Origin of the sequence: Streptomyces sp. NPDC008121, assembly GCF_042957155.1 — a bacterium.
Taxonomy (GTDB): Bacteria; Actinomycetota; Actinomycetes; order Streptomycetales; family Streptomycetaceae; genus Streptomyces.
Window position 1 is genome coordinate 182,788 of record NZ_JBIBHT010000006.1, and the last position, 20,595, is coordinate 203,382.

General features: G+C 70.7%; 9 protein-coding genes and 1 pseudogene. 5 read left to right on the forward strand and 5 right to left on the reverse strand.

The features are described 5' to 3' along the window. Window positions 1–15: 15 nt before the first annotated feature. Both pglX and pglW read right to left on the reverse strand, forming a co-directional pair. The gene (pglX, locus tag ACFZBD_RS21295) at window positions 16–3,630 is read right to left on the reverse strand and encodes a BREX-2 system adenine-specific DNA-methyltransferase PglX (RefSeq protein ID WP_391141556.1); all 3,615 of its coding nucleotides are present in this window, start codon (window positions 3,628–3,630) and stop codon (window positions 16–18) included. Beyond that, the gene (gene pglW / locus ACFZBD_RS21300; RefSeq protein WP_391141558.1) at window positions 3,627–8,267 is read right to left on the reverse strand and encodes a BREX system serine/threonine kinase PglW; all 4,641 of its coding nucleotides are present in this window, start codon (window positions 8,265–8,267) and stop codon (window positions 3,627–3,629) included. The genes pglX and pglW overlap by 4 nt, the downstream gene beginning before the upstream one ends. A 244-nt stretch (window positions 8,268–8,511) precedes the next feature. Between pglW and ACFZBD_RS21305 the strand changes: the two genes are divergently transcribed. Genes ACFZBD_RS21305 through ACFZBD_RS21320 form a run of 4 tightly spaced genes read left to right on the forward strand, consistent with a single transcriptional unit; the run spans window position 8,512 to window position 16,689 of the window. Then, window positions 8,512–10,074: a TIGR02677 family protein gene (locus ACFZBD_RS21305; protein WP_391141561.1), complete on the forward strand. Its 1,563-nt coding sequence runs from the start codon at window positions 8,512–8,514 to the stop codon at window positions 10,072–10,074. Next, window positions 10,071–11,318, forward strand: a complete 1,248-nt coding sequence (locus ACFZBD_RS21310) for a TIGR02678 family protein (RefSeq protein WP_391141564.1) — start codon at window positions 10,071–10,073, stop codon at window positions 11,316–11,318. The genes ACFZBD_RS21305 and ACFZBD_RS21310 overlap by 4 nt, the downstream gene beginning before the upstream one ends. Next, window positions 11,315–15,460: a TIGR02680 family protein gene (locus ACFZBD_RS21315; protein ID WP_391141566.1), complete on the forward strand. Its 4,146-nt coding sequence runs from the start codon at window positions 11,315–11,317 to the stop codon at window positions 15,458–15,460. The genes ACFZBD_RS21310 and ACFZBD_RS21315 overlap by 4 nt, the downstream gene beginning before the upstream one ends. After that, complete coding sequence (locus ACFZBD_RS21320) at window positions 15,457–16,689, forward strand: TIGR02679 family protein (protein ID WP_391141568.1); 1,233 nt, start codon at window positions 15,457–15,459, stop codon at window positions 16,687–16,689. The genes ACFZBD_RS21315 and ACFZBD_RS21320 overlap by 4 nt, the downstream gene beginning before the upstream one ends. 276 nt (window positions 16,690–16,965) lie before the next feature. On the opposite strand, the pseudogene ACFZBD_RS21325 reads toward ACFZBD_RS21320, so the two are convergent. The 3 genes and pseudogenes from ACFZBD_RS21325 to ACFZBD_RS21335 form a co-directional block, all read right to left on the reverse strand. Further along, window positions 16,966–17,055 (reverse strand): annotated as a pseudogene (locus ACFZBD_RS21325) (hypothetical protein); the annotation flags it as partial. A gap of 120 nt (window positions 17,056–17,175) precedes the next feature. Further along, the gene (locus ACFZBD_RS21330; protein WP_391141571.1) at window positions 17,176–18,294 is read right to left on the reverse strand and encodes a fatty acid desaturase; all 1,119 of its coding nucleotides are present in this window, start codon (window positions 18,292–18,294) and stop codon (window positions 17,176–17,178) included. 7 nt (window positions 18,295–18,301) lie between these two features. Further along, a complete protein-coding gene (locus tag ACFZBD_RS21335; protein WP_391141573.1) occupies window positions 18,302–19,357 on the reverse strand; it encodes an FAD-binding oxidoreductase in 1,056 nt (351 codons plus the stop codon). A gap of 86 nt (window positions 19,358–19,443) precedes the next feature. On the opposite strand from ACFZBD_RS21335, the gene ACFZBD_RS21340 reads away from it, so the two are divergent. After that, window positions 19,444–20,583, forward strand: a complete 1,140-nt coding sequence (locus tag ACFZBD_RS21340; protein ID WP_391141576.1) for a helix-turn-helix domain-containing protein — start codon at window positions 19,444–19,446, stop codon at window positions 20,581–20,583. Window positions 20,584–20,595: the final 12 nt, after the last annotated feature.

A 20,595-nucleotide genomic window follows, 5' to 3' on the forward strand; every position in this document is an offset into this window, starting at 1 on the left:
GCGGTGTGGGTGGCCCTACTTCTTGGTGGTGCGTCGACCTCGGGTCGCGGCGGCCGGGCGCCAGGCGCGCAGGTCGTCGTCGGTCAGGCCGTGCTCGCCCTGCACCATTTGCCGGTCGCCCCGGAAGAACGCGGCTGGCGAAGCACCGAAGTTCGCGTCGAACTCGTCGTGCCACTGCTCAAGCCAGGGCTGGAGTTCCAGCAGCCCGGCAAGGAACGGGGTCAGTTCCTCGGAGGTCAGCGCCTCGTGGGAGGCGATGTACGCGTCGAGGGCGTACGCCTGCTCCCGGTGGTCCCAGCCGGCCCAGCCGTAGAGCTCGGGCGTGGGGGTGTTGGTCTGCCCATACGAGATGAACCGCTCCTTGGGCACGTCGAGCTTGCCGCGCGCCTTCCAGTAGGAGGGCCGAAGGAAGTCCGCCGAGGTGTACTTCGGCGGTACGGGGATCGTGTCCCGGATTTTCCGCTTGGCCAGCTCGTCCGGGGCAGCGTCCTCCTGCCGCTGGAGGCCCCAGACGTTCTCCCAGTCCTCGCGCTTCTTCAGCCCGGAGGGCTTGTAGCGCAGGGCGGGGAGGCAGGGTACGTGCTCGTCGGTCATCAGCTCGGCGACGATGGCGGGCAGTTCCTTGCGGGGCGCGTAAATCTTGGCGACGGAGACGAAGTCCTCGTCACGGGAGAGGGCGTCGGTGAGCCGGGAGAGGCTGACGAGGGCGGGCGTATCGTTCTCGTCGAACCAGTGGTCCCGGTTCTCGATCCGGTCGAGCAGCCAGGACCGAAGCGCCCTCTCCTGAAGCGCGTCCCACCCCTCGGTGGCCCACCGCCGTTTGTACTCGGGCCGCTCGACCATGCCGATGGCGCGGCTCGACTCGATAGCGTCGATCCGCTTCTGGACGACCTCGCGGTACGAGGCGGGCCAATGGCCGGGGATCTCGGTGATTGGGGTGGACCCATGCCGCTTGAACCACTCGCCGCTAGCCTCACCGGCGGCGACCCGGCGGGCCAGCACGATCTCAAAGGCTCGCTCACCGAGGGCGAGTTCCGGAACTTCAGATGAGTCGGGGACCTCGGAAACACGAAGATCTTCGAGGTAGAGGCCGTAGAGGGAGTAGACCTGCCAGTCCAGTTCCTCCTGGAGCGCGATCATGCGGGCACGGTTGTAGTGCCAAACGGCACGCGCCTCGCGGAGGGTGGTGGCGGTAGGAGTGGCCTGCACCATGAGCGTGGCGGGGCTGGTACTGGCCAGTTTGTGAGCGAAACCGTCGATAGCCGCGGCGAAGGCAGTGGGGTAGGAGGCGGGGAGAGGGAACTCTTGGATCTTGGTTCCAGTGAACTCGTAGAAGTCTTCGAACGGGATCGTTGTCTGGCGGGCACCCTTCGAATCCACCGTGCTGCCCTTGTTGTGGCTGACCATCTTGAGCCAGAACCCAGCGGTAGAGCTGTTGAGTAGTCCAACTAGCTGCAGGTGTTCCGCATCGCTTGCCCCTTGTCTCAGCTTGATCACAGTGGCCGAGTGCTTGGTGGGCACCACATTGCGCTGAAAGTAGAAGTGATTATGTGTCGCCACGAGAGGAAAAATAATCAAGCTGTCGGCAGAGAGCTTGGAGCGGTAGACCTCGCGCCACTCGATCCAAGGAATCCCGCGCTCTAGTAGCGTGATGCTGAACTTCTTCCTCGTTTCCAGAGTGCGCCGGATTGGCCATAGGAACCTCAGGAGTGCCTGGTTTTCTGAGTCTGCACGGAGGCTGAAGTCTTCCGCGTAAGGATTCGCCAGCCACCCAGGCTCCTGTAGATCCCAGTCGCGTACGTTCTGTCCGTCGACCACCGATGTGACCGGGATGCTCTTTTGAGTGTTAGATTTAGTAGGGGCAAGGCCGAAGGCGGAGTCCTCTCCCGTCACCACGGACAACCCGACTTCTTCTACGACGCTCCTGAGCTTGCGCTCCGATTCTCCCAGTTTCTGCATGGTGTCTACAGCCGCACCACCCGCGAGGCTCCAGGGGTGAGTGGACATATGAGCGCGAGGCATGTCAATGACGCTCACCCAGTCGCTGTCAGACTCTCCGCCGTCGACTTGATTGCGGATTGCTTGCCAGACCAAGCCGTTGCTGGGACTCTCTGGTGTGGCTGGTTCTCCCTGAACGCCGCGCACCGTACGCAGTGTCACTGAGCGGCTATTGCCTTCGCGTCTGCGGCCGATGAGAATTACGGTCGGTGTCCCGTGCCCCGGAATGTAGGCGCCGGAGGAGTCGATGACCTCGGTCAGTTCTACCCGGTCGCGGAAGTAGCTCTCGATGAGCTTCTTGCCAAACTCGCGCTTCATGAACGAGTTGGCGGTGATCTGTCCGATCATCCCGTATCCGTGCCCCTCGGCGTCGCCGCGCTTAGCCAGCTCGAAGAACCGCTGCGCAAATGGGACGGACAGTGCGTACTCGCGAAAACAAGAGTCGTACAACTCCCGATACAATGCATTGAGATTCTTGTCCTTCACGGTGATGTACGGCGGATTGCCTACCACCACGTGATACCGCCCCTGCTGCAGAATCCCAGGGTGCTCGTGCACGTCCTCCGTTGCGTAAGCGAAGGACGCCAGCGGGTCGTCCCCGCCGTCCTCCTCCCCGCCCAGGGTTAGCGCCAGCTGACGAGCCTTGAGCAGCGAGTCGCCGACTGCCAGGTGGATTGGCCACTCGTACCTCCCCCCCTCTGCCATTGTTCGCACGCCACTCGCCGCCATAGCCGCAACCAGCAAACGGAACCGGGCAATGGCCACCGCGAACGGGTTCAGGTCCACCCCATGTACCGAATCCAGCGCAGCCCGAACGCGCTCGTGCACGTCCTTGCCCGGCTGCCCCTCGCCCCACAGTCGAACCAGCCGCCGGAACGCACCCAACACAAAGTGCCCCGACCCGCACGTCGGGTCGATCATCTTCAGGCCCTCGTAGCCGAACTCCCGGACTGCCGGGTCCATGGTCCGGTCGAGGATGAACTCCTCCACGAACTCCGGTGTCTGGAGGAGAGCGTAGGTCTTCCGGGCCGCCTCGCTGAGGTCCTGGTAGAGGTCGCCCAGGAAGCGGGTGTCCCAGCCCTCCGTGCCGTCCTCGTTCAGCTTGTCCGTGAAGTCGTGGACCAGCGCACCCGCTTCATCTCGCTCGCGCCAGAACGCGATCAGTTCCCGCGCCCCGTCGTGCGACAGCGGGATCTGGAACAGCGGGTTGTGCTTGCGGTCGAACAGCAGCCGGCCCGCCTGGCCGGCGCCCAGGTCCGCGAACGCGCGCTCCAGCCAGCCACGGAAGGTCGGGTCGGCGTCCTTCGCCACATACTCCTCGTACCGGGCCAGGGCCAAGTCGCGACGGTCCGGGCCCGGCGCCGTCAGGTACGGCTCAGGGATCAGTTCGTTGTCCTCGCAGAAGCGGACGAAAACCGTGCCCAGGACCCAGGCCACCGCGACCTGGGTGATCCGCTCATCCAGCCAGGAGTTCCACGTCGCCGCCGTACGCCCCAGCTTGCGGGCCTGGTCGTACTCGGCGCGCAGGCGGGTGCCCACCTCGGTGACGGCTTTGACCTGCTTGCCGAGGTCCGTCTCGACCGATTTGACCTGCTGCTTCAGGTCGTTCAACAGGTCCTTGCGGTCGATCACTTGGGGTCTCCCTCGGTTCCGTCCGTCACTGCTGTCCTGCTCGTACTCGCGTCCTTGACCCACGAGTCCGGAAGTTCGATCCACTCACCCAGGCCCGCCTGGTAAGCCACCGCGACCTGGCTCAGCTTCGGCTCCCTGGACGGGTCGCCCTGCGGTACCAGCAACCACAGGCCGCGACCGCCCTGACGGGCCGCCTCCGCCAGGCGGTCCAGGACGCCCATCGCGTCGTAGCGGGCGAAGACCGCGGCCTCCGTCAGGAGGACCGGGCCCGAGCCGGTGGCGCGGTCCAGCAGGCTGCGGACCTGTGGCTCCACCGCGCCCCACGCCGTCCGCGCGTACTCCGCGAACTTCACCGCGCCCCGCGAGCCCGCCTCCGCCACGTCCGCCTTCAGTAGCGTCTCCCACGTCGGCTTCGAGCCCTCCGAAGCCAGCGCGTGCATCGCCTCCAGGAAGAGGGCCGTCACCGAGACGGCCTGGGCGGAGATGGGGGCCGCGCCCAACGCCCGTACCGCCTCCTCCGGCCGGTGGTGGTGCACGGTCAGGACGCGGTAGCCGTCGCGGCGGGCCGAGGCGGCCAGGCGTTCCTGCGCGCGGACCGCACCCGCCAGCGCGGGGTCGTCCGCGTAGCGCGTCACCGCACCCACGTCCGTGGCCCGCCACGCACCCGTGGTCAGGTAGCTGGACGTGCTGTCCATCCGCGTGGGCAGGTAGCGCAGGGTCTTGGTGTCCTCGCGCGTGGACAGGGTCAGGTCGAAGCCCGCGTCCCGCAGGGCCTTCGTCAGCGGGCCGGCCGTCGGGAGGTCGTGGGAGAAGCCGCCACGAGAGTCAGGAAGGACCAGCTCGGGGAAGCGGGCCCGGACGCGCTCGTGGACGTCCTCGCCCGTCACGCCCGGCTGGCGGGCCTCCGGTACGCCGGGGATGAGCCGGACCAGACCGGCCTGGGTCAGCCGCAGGGCGCGTACGAGCGACAGGTCGCGCCGGTAGATCTCCAGGCGGGGCGTCGCCGCCGCGTTGAGGGAAGCGGCGGCTGCCAGCTCCACCAGGCGGCGTTCGTCCCACTCCACCGAGCCGGGCGGCGGGGTGAGGGAGCCGAGCTCGGTCAGTACCGTGGTCGCCGTCGGCAGGGTTTCGAGCTTGGCCAGGCGGTCGGCCGTCTTCCCCAGACGGGTCGCGTAGTCGAGCAGGCCCGGCGCCGTCGGGGTGTCCGGGGCGTCGTCCTCGCGGACGTCCAAGGCGAGCAGGCCCGCACCCAGGGCCTCCTCGGTGGCCTTACGGTTGGGCTGGTGCTGGAACTCGGCTTCCTCAGGCTCCAGTTGTTCCACCTCCACCACGGCCCGTACGGCGGCCAGCGCCAGCGCGCGCCGCTGCTCGCGCTCGGACAGCTGCGTACCGCGCCGCACGGCGAGGGCGTCGGCGATCTCGGCGGCGGAGGCGACCCGGCCCAGGTCGGAGAGGAGATCCATGATCTCGGCCCGGAGCGCCTGCACCGCCGGGTGCTTCTTCCAGCGCTTGCGCTCCTCCTTCAGGAGCTGCGGGATTCGGCCGGCCGACAGGCCGAGCGCGTCCGCGACGTCCTTCTGCTTGGGCCAGACCCCGATGTCCGGGAGTTCGCCCTGCGCGTCGGGAAGACGCAGGAGCAGGCGTACCGTCTCGACCTTGTTGTGGTTCGAGCGGTTGTTGTTGAGCTCCGGTACGAAGATCGTGGCCAGCGTGTCCAGGCTGACCGCGCGCAGCGCGGAGCCGGTGAGGCCCCCGGCGGAGTCTCTGCTGGCCAGGGTGCCGAGCAGCGCCGACTCGGTGGCGGACAGCTGGGCCAGTTCCTCCTTGGCCTCGGCCCGGCCCCTCGGGGTGAGCGGCGAGATCGGGGTCTCGCGTAGCCGGTCGCCCCACTCGCGCTGGCGACGCTGGACCTCGCTGCGGGTCTTCGCGCCGAGGCCGGGTGCATTGAGGAGCTTGCGGCGGCTGTAGTCGAGGAGCTCCCCGACCGTCGTGACGCCCAGCCCGTACAAGAACGCCTCGGCGGCAGGGGTGAGGCCGGCGGCCGACAGGTGGGTGTCGCGGGTGACCTCCGCCGCCAGCTGCTCGCGCTGCTGCTCCGCGGTGAGCGGCTCGGCGTCCGCGATGGTGGCCTGGCCGGCGTCGACGGACGGAGTCTCGGAGGGCTCCGGGTGGCGGGAGCGGTGGCTGGACGGGACGGTCTGCGTGGCGTCCAGGAAGATCTTCTTCCAGGCGTCCCGCATCGGCTTCAGCTCGGGGAAGCGCTGGGCGGCGTCCCGGTGGAGAGCCTTCTCGAAGAAGGCGACCAGGCCGTCGCGCACCCCGGGTTCGAAGGCGTCCTTCGCGATGGTGGGGTGCGGGTGCTTCTTCGGGTCCGTCATCCGGGGCAGTACCGAGCCGTCGCCCCACTTGGGCAGCTCGCCCGAGGCCATCTGGTGCAGGGTGACCGCGACCGCGTACCGCTCGGCGTGCGAGTCGTAGGCGGTCCGGGTCAGCGTCCCGATGAACGGGTCGAGGTAGCCCTCGGTGCCGGCCTCGTAGTCCTTCGCCGGGTATCCGGCCAGGGAGAAGTCGATGAGGACGAGCTCGCGGGTGCGGTTCGGGCGGATGCGGATGGCGATGTTGTCCGGCTTGATGTCGCGGTGCCAGACGCTCTCGCCCTCCAGGAAGTCCACGGCGCCGAAGAGGTAGTCGCCGTACGCCTCCAGCTGGTCGATCTGGAGCCGGCCGCTCTCGCGCAGCTGGCGGGCGACCGTCTCCTCGCGGCGGCGGGTACGGGGGGTTCCGGATTCCTCGCCCTCGCCGGTCTCCTCCCGCTCGTCGCCCACGTACTCCAGCACGAGGACCGTACGGTCGGCGATCTTCAGCGGCTCCGGCTCCACGAGCCGGATGACACGGGAGTCGGCGCGCAGGCGCCCCATGACCGCGGCCTCGTGGGCGAGGATCTCGCCCCGGCTGTCGGAGAGCGCCACCTTGAGGACGGCGAGCGGGCGCGTCTTGCGCGCCACGTGGTCCTGGTCGTACACGAGGTAGGCGCGGCTGGTCGAGCCGGTGCCCAGGCGGCGGCGGACCTGCCAGCGGCCGCCCAGAACGTCGCCGGCGACGGCTTCGAGCGGGTCCTTCTCGGGGGCTTCCGGTACCAGGGGCGCGGCGGGGGTCGTGAGGGAGTCCTCGACCAGTTCCAGCATCTCGAGGAACTCGTCGATGCTGGAGAGGCGCTGGCCGGGCCGGTAGGCGGTGGCTGCCTGGACCAGGTCGTCGATGTCCTCGGAGAGGCCGTCCACCAGCGAGCTGGGACGCAGGCCCTCGCCGGCTTCGAGGCGCGTGAGCAGCTCCGCCTGGCTCGCGGCCGGTGCCTTGCCCGTCACGAGGAGGTAGGTGAGGACGCCGAGGCCGTAGACGTCGAGGTACACCGGGTCGGCGTTGAGCGCGGTCAGTTCGGGCGCAAGGTAGGGGTCGGAGCCCTCCGCCAGGTGCATCGCGGACAGCGCGGTCGGAGCGAACCGGGTCATCCCCTCCCCGGAGCCGCCCGTGCCGCTGCGCTGGGTGGCGATCTGCCAGTCGGAGATCTGCAGGTGCGGGGAGAGCCAGGCCGCGTCCTCGCCGACGGCCTGACCCTCGCGGCCCCGGTTGCGTGGCAGCACGTGGACGGAGCGGGCGGCCAGCGCCCGGTGGTGGATGCGGCTGGAGTGCGCGGACCGCATCGTCTCGGCGAGCTGCCGGACGAGCGCCATGCGGCCGAGGATGTCGAGCTTCTCGCCGTACTGGAGGAGGTACTCGTCCAGACGCAGGGTGTGCGGGTGGTAGTCGAAGATCAGGGCGGGGCCGGAGGAGTGCCCGGACGGGTCGTACTGCTTCAGCTGGACGACGCCGGGGTGCCGGAAGCGGCGCAGGACCGCGGCCTCGCGCCGGGCGGCGTTCTCCACGGACTGCCGGATCGAGGTGTCCGAACCGCGTTCGCGCAGGTAGATGCGGACGCGGGCGACCTCGGGCAGCTCGGTGTGCTCGGCGAGGTAGTCGGCCCACGTCTCGCCGGAGTCGAAGGCCTTCCGTTTCAACTCGTACGGGCCGACCTTGTACTTGGCATCGCTGGGGCGGACGCCGACCCGCTCCAGGGCGGCCTTGATCTCGCGGGAGTCGACGGCGGTGATGCGCCGGCGCTCGTCACGCGGGGGCTGCTGCAGCATCGCGACCAGTTCGGAGACGGTGTAGACGCCGTTCTCGTCATGGGCGGGCAGTCGGATGCGCAGGCCGTCGTCCGTGAAGCAGACGGCTTCGGCGACCCAGACGCGCTTGCCGTTCTGGCCGAGCAGTCCGGCGAGCTCCTTGGCCTTCTTGTTGACGAGGTGCAGCGGGTTGCCGTGCAGGACGCGACGACCGTTGGGCGCGGTCTGGACCCAGGTGCCGTTCTCGCTGGTCAGGGAGCCGTGCCAGTTCTTCAGCTCGATCATGCAGACGCCGCCGGGGGCGATGACGAGGAGATCGATCTCGCGGACGTGTCCGGTGTTCGCGGTGAAGGTGAAGTTCGACCAGGCTCGCCAGGGATCGGAGTCCGGCAGCTTCTCGCGGATGGTTTCCAGGCCGCGGTGCTCGTGCTCGTACTCGGACTCGGTGACCGTGGTCCACCGGCCTTCCCGCATGTGCCGCCCCCGCTTCGTCGCTGCGTGCTGAAGAGCTGATTGGCTCGGCCATCCGGCGGTAGACAAAGCTCTCGGGAGATCCTAACGGTGGGTGCCGACATCCGGGGCACCTGCGACGAAGCGGGCAGCGCCCGGGCTTGCGGATGCCGCGAGGGCAGGGCAAGCGCGATCAAGAGCGGTGCGAATCGGTCAAGAACTTAAGTCCCTGCCGATCACGGAGAACGGTCCGGGAGGATGGCAGGCGATGGATATGACTTCTTCCCGTCCGGAGGGCCCTCCGGACGGGTACGGGCCCTTCGTGCATCTCACCGCCCCGAACGTGCTGCTCTACCGCTCGGTGATGCGCGCCTTCCTCATGGCCAAGGAGCGGTTCGCCGTGCATCTGCGGCCCGAGGACGTGTACGCCGCGCTGCCCGCCGCCGTACGGCCCGGCGAGTTGGAGGGTGTCGTCGGCGCACTGGACAAGCTGGTCGAGTGGGGGAATCTGCGGGCCGACCCGGACACCGGCCGCGTCACCGCCGTCGAAGACTTCTACCGCAAGCGGTACATCTACCAGCTCACCCAGGAGGGCGAGGCGGCCGAGGAGGCCCTGTCCGCCTACGACGAGGCGCTCGGGCGACGGGGTGCGCTCCAGGCCGTCGCGCTGCACGACATCGTCACCCAGCTCCGCGCCCTCCTCGTGCTGGCGGCCGAGGAAGCGCCGGATCCGGCCAAGACGCACCTCGCGCTGGACGGGCTCGCCAGCCGGTTCGGGGCCCTGGCCGACAACGCCCGGGCCTTCATGGGGTCCCTGCAGCGGACCATCGACCTCCACGACGTGGGGGAGGAGGTCTTCCTCGCCTACAAGGACCAGCTCATCCAGTACCTGGAGCGGTTCATCCAGGACCTGATCACCCTCGGCGGACGCATCGCCCGGCTGATCCTGGAGCTGGAGGAGGGCGGGAGCATCGAGGCGCTGCTGCGCGCCGCCGCCGCCCGCGAGGCCGCCGACGCCACGCCACAGGAGGCCACGTACGCCGAGCGGGCCGCGTACGAACGGTGGGCCGGCCGGTGGGCCGGGCTGGCGGCCTGGTTCCTCAGCCGGGACGGCCGGGAATCGCAGGCCCGACTGCTGCGCGGCCGTGCGCTCGGGGCCGTACCCCAGCTGCTGGCCGTCGTACGGTCGCTGAACGAGCGGCGGGCAGGGCGTTCCGACCGGTCCGCCGACTTCCGTACGCTCGCCCGCTGGTTCGCCGAGGCCCCCGACGACGACGCCCGGCACCGGCTGTGGCGCACCGCCTTCGGGCTGTACCCGGCCCGGCACCTCACGGTGGACGCCGAGACGCTGCCCGCCCGCGCCGCCCGGCCCGAGCCCGCGTCCACTCCATGGGCCGACGCCGAGCCGCTGCGCATCAGCCCGCAGCTGCGCCGTACCGGCAGCTACGAGCGGCGCGGCAAGCCCCGCAAGGTGGAGGACCGGCAGGAAGCGCGCCGCAGACTCGCCGAGGTGGCCGTCAAGCAGGCCGCGGAGATCGCGGCCGCGCGGGCCCGGCTCGTCACCGACGGCATCACCCGCCTGTCCGGGCTCGGCGAGCTCGACCCCGTCAGCTTCCGGCTTTTCCTCCAGCTCCTCGGGGACGCCCTGGCCACCTGGCGGCCCGGTATGACGCACACGGTGGCCGCCAGCAACGACGGGTCCATGGAGATCCGACTCACCGCCTTGGCCGATCGATCCGCGGCCGAGGTCCGCACGCCGGGCGGCGTCTTCCGCGGCCCTGACCACACCATCGAGATCATTGATCTGGCGGAAGGAGACGACGGACTGTGAGTACTCCGCTCGCCGAAGTGCTGGACGGGCAGCATGCCGCGGAACTGCGCAAGGCCGCCCGCGCTCTGTTGAAGCAGCCTCTGCTGCTCGCCGGCGGCGCGTACGCCGACGAGTTCCGTCTCGTCCGGCGGCACGCCTCCGACCTGCGCGAGTGGTTCGACCGCAACACCGGCTGGTCCCTCCAGGTCGACGCCGAGACCGCCCGGCTGGGCAAGATCCCTGCCCACCTCGCCGATGCCACCCACCCCGCCCGCGAGGCGACGCGCAGCGCCGCTCCCTTCACCCGCCGCCGCTACGTCCTGCTCTGCCTCGCCCTCGCCGCCCTCGAACGAGGCGAGGCGCAGATCGCGCTCGGTCGCCTCGCCGACCAGGTCGTCCTCGACGCCGCTGATCCGCAGTTGGCCGCGACGGGCATCCAGTTCACCCTGGACCGCCGCGACGAGCGCCTCGACCTCGCCGCCGTCGTACGCCTCCTGCTCAGCCTCGGAGTACTGCGGCGCGTCGCCGGCGACGAAGAGGCGTACGTCAGCGGCGCCGGAGACGTCCTGTACGACGTCGAACGGCGGGTGCTCGCCGGGCTGCTCGCGACCCGACGCGGCCCGTCCACCATCCGGGCCGCCACCCTGGACGAGCGGCTCGTCGGGCTCACCGCCGAAACGGCCCTCGACAGTGACGAACTCCGGTTCCGGGCGATGCGCCGCTCGCTGACCCGCCGACTGCTGGACGACCCCGTGCTCTACTACGACGAACTGACCGACGCCGAGCTGGGCTACCTCACCCGCCAGCGCGGTTTCCTCACCGCACGCATCACCGAACTGACGGGCCTGGTGGCCGAGGTCAGGGCCGAAGGCATCGCCATGGTCGACCCCGACGACGACCTCACCGACGTCCGCATGCCGGAATCCGGCACCCACGGTCACGTCACCCTGCTGCTCGCCGAGTTCCTCACGAGGGCCGAAGGCATGGTCGTCTCCACGGCAGACCTTGAGCGCCGCGTCGCCGGACTGGCCGCCGAACACGGAGGCTTCTGGGCCAAGTCGGCCCGCGAGCCGGGAGCCGAGGGTGAGCTCGTGGAGCAAGCCGTCAGTCGGCTCGCCGCCCTGGGCCTGGTCTCCCGTACTCCTGACGGGGTGGTGCCGCGCCCGGCGCTCGCCCGGTACGCGGTCGGCGAGACCGTCGTACTCGAACCCCGCACAATCGGCACCGCTCAGGTGCCCGCGCAGCGAAAGGCCCACCAGCGTTGACCCCCCGTGCCGTACTCCCGGCCCCCTCGCGCACCCGCTGGCAGCCCCTGCGGATCGGTCTCGTCGATCTTTTCCATTACGACGTGGAGGAGTTCCACTTCCGCGACGGGCGGCTGCTGCTCCGGGGGAACAACGGCACCGGCAAGTCGAAGGTGCTCGCCCTGACCCTGCCCTTCCTCCTCGACGGGGACCTGAGCGCGCGCCGGGTGGAGCCCGACGGAGACGCCGGAAAGAGGATGGAGTGGAATCTGCTGCTCGGCGGCGAGCACCCCCACTCCGAACGGCTCGGCTACACCTGGGTGGAGTTCGGCCGCCGCGACGAGGTGAGCGGCGAGGAGCAGTTCCGTACGCTCCTCTGCGGGCTCAAGGCCGTCAGCGGGCGCGGCATCGCCCGCCACTGGTGGGCGGTTACCGCCCAGCGGATCGACCACGCACCGGCCGGGGCGGTGTCGGAGGGGTCGCTCAGCCTCCTCGACACCACCGGCACGGTGTTGTCCCGCGACCGGCTCATCGAGGCGGTCGCGGGACACGGAATGGTCTACGACCAGGCCAAGACCTATCGCCGGGCCGTCGACGAGGCGCTCTTCGGGCTCGGGGAGCAGCGCTACGGCGCCCTCGTGGACCTGCTCATCCAGCTGCGCCAGCCCCAACTGTCCAAACGCCCCAACGAAGCCGCCCTCTCCCGCGCCCTCACCGAAGCGCTCCCGCCCATGGACCAGGCCGTCATCGCCGATGTGGCCGAGGCCTTCCGCTCCCTGGACGAGGAGAAGGAGGAGCTACGGGCCGCCGGCGCGGCCGAGCGCGCGGCCTCCGCGTTCCTCGACCACTACCGGCGCTACGCCCGCATCGCCTCCCGCCGCCGCGCACGCCTCCCGCGCAGCGAGCACTCGAAGTACGAGCACCTGCTGCGCGACCTCGCCGAGGCACAGGCCGAGAAGGCCGCGGCCGAGGAGGAGCGTGCGGCAGCCGATGAGCGGATCGCCGCGCTCACCGAGACGCAGGCCCGACTGCAGGCCGTCGACGCGGCCCTGCGTGAGGGCCCGGAAATGCGCAGCGCTCATGAACTGGAGCGGGCCGCGAAGGCGTTGGAACGGTGCGGGCAGGACAGCGCACGCGCACGCGCCGACCGCGAGGACGCCGCGCTGCTGCACACACGGGCGCTCGGACGCCTCGCGGCAGCGGAGAACCGGTTCCAAGTCGCCGGGCACCGAGTCGAGGACACACTTCGCCTCGCGCGGGAGACCGCCGAGGCGGCCCGGCTGGACCTGCCCGGGGACGAGGGGCTGACGCCGGCCGAACTGCGCGCCGCTGTGTCCGAGGCGACCGACCGCCGACACCGCGCCCTCGCGCACGTCGAGGAGCTCGCGGACCGCTCCGAGGCGGCGGCGGCCGAGCGCCGGGCCGCCGCACTGCGGCTCGACGAGACGGAAACCGACCTGGCGCACGCCGCCGAGGAACAGGGCGCGGCCGACGAGACCGTGACGGCCGCGAGTCGGGCCCTGGTGGACGCCGTACGCGAGCACGCGGGCCGGTGCGAGGAGCTCGCGTACGCCGACCCGGTCGGACTGTTGGACGAGCTCCAGGAGTGGACCCGGCACCAGGACGGGCCCTACCCGGCACGTCGGCACGGATCGGACGCACACAGCGCCACGGCAGCGGTACTCGCCGACCAGGCGGCGCAATCAGCGCAGCGCAGGGCAGCCCTGGCGGCCCGTGCCCGAGACGCGGAGCAGGAGCTCGCCGAGCTGGAGGCCGGCGGCCGCCGTGGACCGCAGGCCCCGTACACCCGGAACCCCGGTCTGCGCGATCAGGCGCCGGGCGCCCCGCTGTGGCGGCTGGTCGACTTCCGGGACGAGGTCGCGGACCGGGAGCGCGCCGGCCTGGAGGCGGCCCTGGAAGCGGCCGGGCTGCTGGACGCGTGGGTGCGCCCCGACGGCGCGGCCCTGGCGGCGGACGGTCACGACGTACTCCTCGACGCGCGGACGGGGCCGGTCGACGGGCCATCGCTCGCTGACGTGCTGCGCCCGGCCGTCGACCACGGCGATGCCCAGGCGGCCCACGTGGGTGAGGAGACCGTGGGCCGCCTGCTCTCGGCGATCGGCCTGGGCGAGGTTGCCGGGAACGCGGAGGCGGGCGCCGAGTCAGGGGGCACCGAGCCGACGGCGGGCACGTGGGCCGCTCCGGACGGACGCTACCGCGCAGGCGTCCTCATCGGCCGGTGGGCCAAGCCTGCGGCCGAGTACATCGGCGAGGGCGCCCGGGAAGCCGCGCGGCGCAGCCGTATCACCACCCTGCGCGCCGAACTGTCCCTTATCCAGGGGGAGGCGGCAGCCGAGGCCGGGCACGCGCAGGCTCTGGAGACCCGGCGCCGTACGCTCGGCGCCGAACTGGCCACGGTGCCCGACGACGGGCCGCTGACCCGGGCGCACGCCCGCGCGGCGGCTGCCGCCGACACCGCGCGCCGGGCCAGGTCCCGTCGTGAGGGACGGGCCGCCGACGCGCTGGCCGCAGCCGAGCGGTCGGAGCTGGCGAGCGCCGAGCTACAGGAGGCCGCCGCCGATCTGGGGCTGCCCCCGGACCGGCCGGCGCTGGCCGTCGTACGGCAGGCCCTCGTCGAACTCGCGGCCGTCCTGGCCGCACTCTGGCCCGCCCTGCGCGAACGAGCCGAAGCGGCACGGCAGGCACAGGAGGAGCGTGAGGAAACCGGCCGGGCGGGGGAGCGCACCGCCGAACTCGCTCTGCGCGCGGAGGAGGCCGCCCGCGAGGCGACAGCCGCGGACGAGCGGCTCACCACGCTGCGCTCGACCGTGGGCGCGGCCGTGGCCGAGCTGGAACGGCGGCTGGCGGAGACCGCGGAGGCCCTGCGCGGCTGCGCTGCCGATCAGCGGTCGTCCCAGGACCGCCGCACGGAGGCGGAACGGCAGGCTAACCGGGCCGAAGGCGGGATCGTACAGCTGGAGAAGGCTGTCACCGATGCTGCCGCCGCGCGCTCCGAGGCCGTCGCCGCGCTCCAGCGCTTCACGGCTACCGGGCTGGTCACGGTCGCACTTCCCGAACTCGCCGTACCGGACGCCGCCGACGGTCCTTGGGCGGCCACCCCGGCCATCGCCCTCGCCCGTTCCCTCGAAGCGGAGCTGTCGACGACGGACGACTCGGACGGTGCTTGGGAGCGCGTACAGCGGCGTCTGAGCGAAGAGCTCAAAACCTTGCAGGACGCGCTGTCCCGGCACGGCCATACCGCCTCGGCCCGGATGGTCGAGGAGGGGATGATCGTCGACATCGTCTACCAGGGCCGCGAGCGCGCCGTACCCGAACTCGCCGAGGCACTGGCGGTCGAGGTCGGCGAACTCACCCGCATCCTCTCCGCGAACGAACGCGAAATCCTCGAAACCCACCTCATCACCGAGGTCGCGGGCACCCTTCAGGAACTGATCGCCACCGCCGAACGGCAAGTCCTCGCCATGAACGCCGAGCTGGAGGACCGTCCGACCTCCACCGGCATGACCCTGCGCCTGGTGTGGCGGGCCTCCCGCAAGGCACCTGCCGGCCTTGCCCAGGCCCGTGGCCGACTGCTCCAGACCGCCGACGCCTGGACTCCCGAGGACCGGGCCGCGGTCGGGGAGTTCCTGCAGACGCAGATCGCCCGCCAGCAGACCGAGGACGCGGCCGGCAGCTGGCTGGAACACCTCACGGCGGCGCTCGACTACCGTTCCTGGCACGAGTTCGCCGTCGAGCGGCAGCAGCACGGTCGCTGGGTGCCTGCCACCGGTCCCGCGTCCGGAGGCGAACGCGTCCTGGCGGTCTCCGTGCCCTTGTTCGCCGCGGCCTCCTCGCACTACGCGAGCGCGGCCAGCCCGTACGCACCACGACTCGTCACCCTGGACGAGGCGTTCGCGGGCGTCGACGACGACTCGCGCGCCAAGTGCCTCGGCCTCCTGCACGCCTTCGACCTGGATGTGGTCATGACCAGCGAACGGGAATGGGCCTGCTATCCGCAGGTACCGGGCATCGCCATCGCCCAGCTGTCCCGGGTCGACGAGGTGGCCGCCGTTCTGGTCACCCGCTGGGAATGGGACGGCACGGCTCGTACCCGTCACGAGGACCCGGTGCGCACGCCGGACCCGGAGCCCCTGTGGACGTGAACAGGCCTCCGGTCGACGAAGCCCGCCTGCGTCGCCTCCTCGGCGGGCCCGATCTGGCCTGGCTGCTGGAGCGCGTACGCCGCCGGCTGGAGCGTGGGCAGCCGCTCACTGGGCCCGTCTCCCTGGCCGCGGCGAGCCCGGCCGAACGGGCCGCGGCCGAGCGGCTGCTGGGCCGGGCCCCGGGTGGCGGCAGAGGACTGACGGTCCGGCTCGACGCCGTGGACGCCGTACTGGTCAGATCGGGTATCAGCCCCGGGGGCCTGACGGCGGCCGTGACGACGCTCACCGGGCCCGTCATCTCTCTCGAAGAGGTCCGCCGGAGTGAGGACCAGGCCTGGGCGGAGGCCTACGCTCCGCTCACCGGGCTCGCCGGAGAGGTTCCGTCCCTCGCGGAATGGGCCGGCCGGGTACGCGAAGACGGCCTTGTGCGGCGCCTCGCCCGTACGCCTGAGGCCGCCCGGCCGCTGCTCGATCAGGTGGCTCGCGTCCTGCGGGAACTGCCGGCCGAGCCGCCGCGCTCCCTCTCCGCGTTCGCCGCGGACGTCCTGGGCAGCGCCCACGCACTGGACGACGGCACACCCCCGGCGACGCTCTGCCTCTCCGGCATCCGTGCCCTCACCGGACATCCGGAGGGGGCGGGCGCAGCCTGGCGGCGGGCAGCCTGGGCCTCCGTCGGCCTTCTCCGTGACGACGTCTCCTCCACAGTCCTCACCCTCAACCTCCGAGGGACCCCCGCTTTGGACTGGATGGCCGACATGGGGGAGCCGTGCGTACTCACCCTTCGCCAGCTCGCGCACCATCCGGCCCGGACCACGCCGCCGGTGGTCCACATCTGTGAGAATCCCGCCGTTCTGTCGGCCGCGGCCGACACCTACGGCCCGGACGCCCTTCCGCTGGTCTGCCTCCAGGGCCAGCCGTCGGCTGCCGCCCTGGCCCTCCTGGCGCACCTCCACGAGCTCCGTGCCGAATTCCGCTACCACGGCGACTTCGACTGGGGCGGCCTGCGCATCGCCACGACGCTGCACCAGCACGTGCCGTGGCAGCCATGGCGCTACACAGCCGAGGAATACCGTGCGGCGGTAGCCGCTGCCGGTTCTGCTCCCGTGCCTCTGACCGGGATGTCGGCTCTGTCGCCATGGGATCCGGATCTGGCGACTGCCCTCGCTGAGCACGGTGTGCGTATAGAGGAGGAGGCTGTTCTGGACTCGTTGCTGGCAGACCTCGGGTAGGACGTGCGGCTGGTGAGACATGCGACGTGCCGAGACCGACGCCAGGACCAGTGACGCTCGTTTGACGCACGGACTCTCACGAGGGGCTGTGAATGGCAATCCATGTGGCCTTTGACCTGCTGCTTTGCTGGCCGACCCGATTCGTACGTGCTCTCGATGACGCACCACGTGGAGTGCGTGGCACTTCTGGAGCCGGTGAAGAAGGACGCCTGACCTGTGCTTCTTCAAGTGCGCGTACGCACGTGACCACTGGTCCGACCATGGCAGGTCAGCGCACTACAACATCTTGCCGGGCATGCTTGCCTGGGGCTGTGAGCTCAGCTCCTGGCGCACGTCCAGGTAGTAGCGCAGGCGGACACCGGGCTGCCCCGGATCCCGTGTCGTACGGTCTGCCGTCGCGGCGGCTCACGGTCCGCGCTGGATCTCACTGAAACCGGCCGCACCGGCGGTACCGCCGGTACGGCGAAAGGTCTGATCCAACGGGAATCAGGCCGCGACGAGTTCCCGTTCGCGGTCCGGCGTCTTGACCCGGGGCTTTCTGTTCGGCAGCGAGAGCCGGAAGACCTTGTGCCACGCGGAGAACACCTGCTTGGGCAGCGGGCCGGTGACGTACTCCAGCTCGTACTTCTCGAACAGGGCGCGCACCTTCACCGCGACCTCGGCGTACCGGTTGCTCGGCAGGTCGGGGAACAGGTGGTGTTCGATCTGGTGCGACAGGTTGCCGGTCATGAAATGCATGGCCTTGCTGCCGCTGATGTTCGCCGAGCCCATCATCTGGCGCAGGTACCACTGGCCGCGCGTCTCACCATTGATCGACCGGCGCTCGAAGACCTGCACGCCCTCGGGGAAGTGCCCGCACATGATCACCGAGTGGGTCCAGATGTTGCGGACCAGGTTCGCCGTGAACGTGGCGGCGAGCGTCGGGAGGAACGACGGGCCCGACAGCAGCGGGTGGATCACGTAGTCCTTGAGCACCTGCTTGCGGATCTTGCGGCCCACGGCCCTGGCTCGCGCGCGGAACTCCGGGTTCTTGCGGCGGTGCTTGGGCAGGTTCTTGCCGAGTTCCAGGTCGTAGGCGGCGATGCCGTACTCGAAGAAGCAGGCGTTGATGAAGTTCCACAGCGGCTGGCCGAGGTGGAACGGGTGCCACTTCTGGTCTTCGTCCACGCGCATGATGCCGTAGCCGAGGTCGTTGTCCTTGCCGATCACGTTGGTGTACGTGTGGTGCAGCTCATTGTGCGAGTGCTTCCACTGCTCGGCCGGCGAGACGTGGTCCCAGTCCCAGGTGGTGGAGTGGATCTTCGGGTCCCGCATCCAGTCCCACTGGCCGTGCAGGATGTTGTGGCCGATCTCCATGTTGTCCATGATCTTCGCCACGGACAGACCGGCGGTGCCGATCAGCCACGCGGGCGGGAAGATCGAGAACAGCAGCACGCCCCTGCTGACCAGCTCGAGCTTGCGCTGCGCCGCGATGACCTTGCGGATGTAGGCGGCGTCCTTCTCGCCCCGGCCGGCGATCACCTCCTCGCGGATCGCGTCCAGCTCGCGGCCGAGTTCCTCGATCTGCTCCGCGGTCAGGTGGGCGGTGGGGTCGATGGCGGTCAATGTGCTCCTACCGTTCGATGTCACAGGGGCCCGCAGCGGCGGACACGCAGGTCTGGATGAGGACGCCGGGCTCGGCCTCGGTGATCTCACCGGTGCGCAAGTCGCGTACGGCGCCCGCCTTGAGCGGCGTGACGCAGCCGAAGCAGATGCCCATGCGGCACCCCGACGGCATGAGCACGCCGGCCTCCTCGCCGACGTCCAGCAGCGGCGTGGCGCCGTCCGCGTCGACGGTCCTGCCGGTGGTGCTGAACGTGACCTCGCCACCGTCGCCGGCGACGACGAGGCCGGGGCGGAAGCGCTCGGTGTGCAGGCGCTCCTGGACGCCGTGCTCGCGCCAGTGATCTTCGGCGGCGTCGAGCAGGCCCGCGGGCCCGCAAGCCCAGGTCTCGCGCTCGGCCCAGTCGGGCACGAGTTCGTCGAGACGGGCGATGTCGAGCACGCCGTCCGTGTCGGTGTGCAGCTCGGTGAGCTGCAGCTTCCGGTCCGCGACCAGGTCGTGCAGAGCGCTGCGGAAGATCACGTCGTGCGGCCGTGGCGCGGAGTGGACCATGACGACGTCGTCGAGCTCGACGCTGCGCAGCATGCCCATCACCGGCGTGATGCCGCTGCCGGCCGTCAGGTAGAGCACCTTGGCGGGCTTGGCCTCCGGCAGCACGAAGTCGCCGGTCGCCTGGTCCAGCTGGATCAGCGTGCCCGGTTGCGCCCTGCGGACCAGGTGGTTGCTGACCTTGCCGTCGGGGATCGCCTTCACGGTGATCGTGATCCGGCCGTCCTGGCGGTCCGTCGGCGAGGTGACCGAGTAGGCACGCCACAGGCGCACCCCGTCGACATCGACCCCGACCCGCACGTACTGACCTGCTGTGTGGCCGCGCCAGCCCCGTCCCGGCCTGATCACGATGGTCGCGGCGTCACCCGTCTCGGGGTGCACGGCCTCGATGCGCCCGCGCAGGTCGGCGCCCGCACGCAGCGGGCTGACCAGGTCGAGGTAGTCCGACGGCAGTAGCGGCGTCGTGACCATCTCCAGCATCTTCCACGCCCTCCTGCGGAGGGCTGCACTCGTCATGACCCCAGCTTGGTGTGCTCAGGGGGTAAAGTCCTGTCCGTAAGATGTGAATTTGATCGGGTGGATTGTTCGCAGGGAACAAGAACGTGAGCTACGCAGTCCGGAGGGCCAGCGAACTGGTCCTGGATGAGACGACGGTCACCGCGCTTCGGGCCGCGTTGAGGACCACCGCCGACGAGGTCGTCCAGGCGATCATCGACGAGGTCCCGCCCTACGCCAACGCCCTTTCGGGCCGCATGGGCGTCACCATCCGCCGAGCCGTCCGCACCGCGCTGGGCCTCTACCTGGACCTCGCGAGCGGGAAGGCCACGGGCGGCGACGCCGGCGACGCGGCCTACGAGCTGGGCCGCGGCGAGGTCCGCGACGGCCGTTCGATGGACGCCCTGCTCAGCGCCTACCGGGTCGGCGCCCGCGTGGCCTGGCGAGGCCTGGCCGCAGGTGCCGTACCCGCAGGGCTGCCCGCCGCCGAGGTCGCCAAGTTCGCCGAGCTGACCTTCGCCTACATCGACGAGCTCTCCGCCGCGAGCGCCGCGGGCCACGCCGACGAACTGGCCGCCCGGGGCCGGGCTCACGAGCGCCACCTGGAACAACTGGCCCGCGACCTCCTCTCCGGCGCGAGCCCGGACGTGCTCCTTGCCGCTGCCGGGCGGGCCGCGTGGCAGCCGCCGGTGTCGCTGACGGCGGTCCTGCTGCCCGCCGCCCAGGCCCGGCCGGCCTACCGCGCGCTCGACCCGGGCACCCTCGTCCTCGACGATCTGCCGGACGGCTCCGGCGTGCTGCTCGTCCCCGATGCCGACCGAGCACATCTCCTGAGGCAGCTGCCTGACCGCACCGCCGTGGTCGGCCCGGCCCGGCCGTGGACGCGTGCGTCCGCCTCGCACGCACGCGCCGTACGCGCCCGTTCCCTCTCCTGCGATATCCGCGACACCGAAGACCACCTGCCCGAGCTGGTACTGAGCGCCGATCCGGACGCGTTCGCAGACTTGCGTGCCCGAGCCCTCGCACCGTTGCGGACCTTGTCTGCCGCGGCCGCGCGGCGGCTTGAGGAGACGTTGCGGGCGTGGCTGCTGCACCAGGGCAGGCGGAACGACATGGCGGCGGCGTTGTTCGTCCATCCCCAGACCGTCCGGTACCGGATGTCGCAACTGCGGGAGCTGTTTCCGGATCTCGGGTCGCCGCACCGGGTCCTCGAACTGACGCTCGCGGTCGGCCTTCGGGCCGACTGACGCGTTCTTCGA

Excerpts from the sequence above, each read along its gene's own strand:
- pglW (WP_391141558.1), bottom strand. The coding sequence starts at position 8,267 with ATGCGGGAAGGCCGGTGGACCACGGTCACCGAGTCCGAGTACGAGCAC.
- ACFZBD_RS21305 (WP_391141561.1), top strand. The coding sequence starts at position 8,512 with ATGGATATGACTTCTTCCCGTCCGGAGGGCCCTCCGGACGGGTACGGG.
- ACFZBD_RS21335 (WP_391141573.1), bottom strand. The coding sequence starts at position 19,357 with ATGACGAGTGCAGCCCTCCGCAGGAGGGCGTGGAAGATGCTGGAGATG.